At 62.0% G+C, this 666-nt stretch carries 1 protein-coding gene; it reads right to left on the bottom strand.

Features of this window, described 5'->3' with window-relative positions; all coding sequences use genetic code 11:
- A partial coding sequence (locus tag ACOI1H_RS26080) for an IS1595 family transposase (protein WP_422441264.1) occupies window positions 1-633 on the bottom strand: 633 nt, incomplete at its 3' end.
- Window positions 634-666 lie beyond the last annotated feature (33 nt).

The following is a 666-nucleotide window of genomic DNA, read 5'->3' as shown; positions in this document are numbered from 1 at the left end:
GGCTTGCAAATGAGCGGCAGACACCGCCGGCAATATGGCGCTGACGGTCACGCCGGAGCGGTCGGCGGCCACTAGGACTGGAACTTGCTCATGCGACACGCCCCGTTTGGACGCCTTGCCACCGCGCCTGCGGGCCTTGCGATCGAGGTTCCTTTCGCCTTTACGACTGCTCAAGACAAACGTCTCATCGGCCTCGACGATACCGCGCAGTTTGATCGCGCCCGCCGTCACAGCCCGCAGGAAGCGGTGACGCCAGCGAAAAGCCGTGCTGCCGGCTACCCCGCAGCGCGCCGCCGAGGTCTTCACCGTGTCGCCATCGCTTAATGACCCAGCAAATTCCGTCCAGCAATCTTTGTGTCGCAGCCGAGCTAACGGCGTCCCAGTCAGGGCGTTGAAGGTTTTGCCGCAGATCTTGCAAAAATACCGCTTCAGCCCGTTGGAGCGGCCTCGGATCACAGCCCCGCCCGCTGCACAATGCGGACAGCTTCGCGCCGTCCCGATCCGCTCCTCCAACAGTCCGATCACGGCTTCCAGCGACGGCTGACCAGCCAGCAACCGAACCGTTGCAATCCGCTGGTCCGGGGACAGATCATCAATCTCAGACAGCCAGGCCAGATAGTCGTGATGGTCCATGTGCGCCTCCTGCATTCACTTTTTGTTCTATAC

This window comes from Loktanella sp. DJP18 (assembly GCF_049310965.1).
Taxonomy (GTDB): Bacteria; Pseudomonadota; Alphaproteobacteria; order Rhodobacterales; family Rhodobacteraceae; genus Loktanella.
This window is presented reverse-complemented; position numbering and strand designations above follow the sequence as displayed.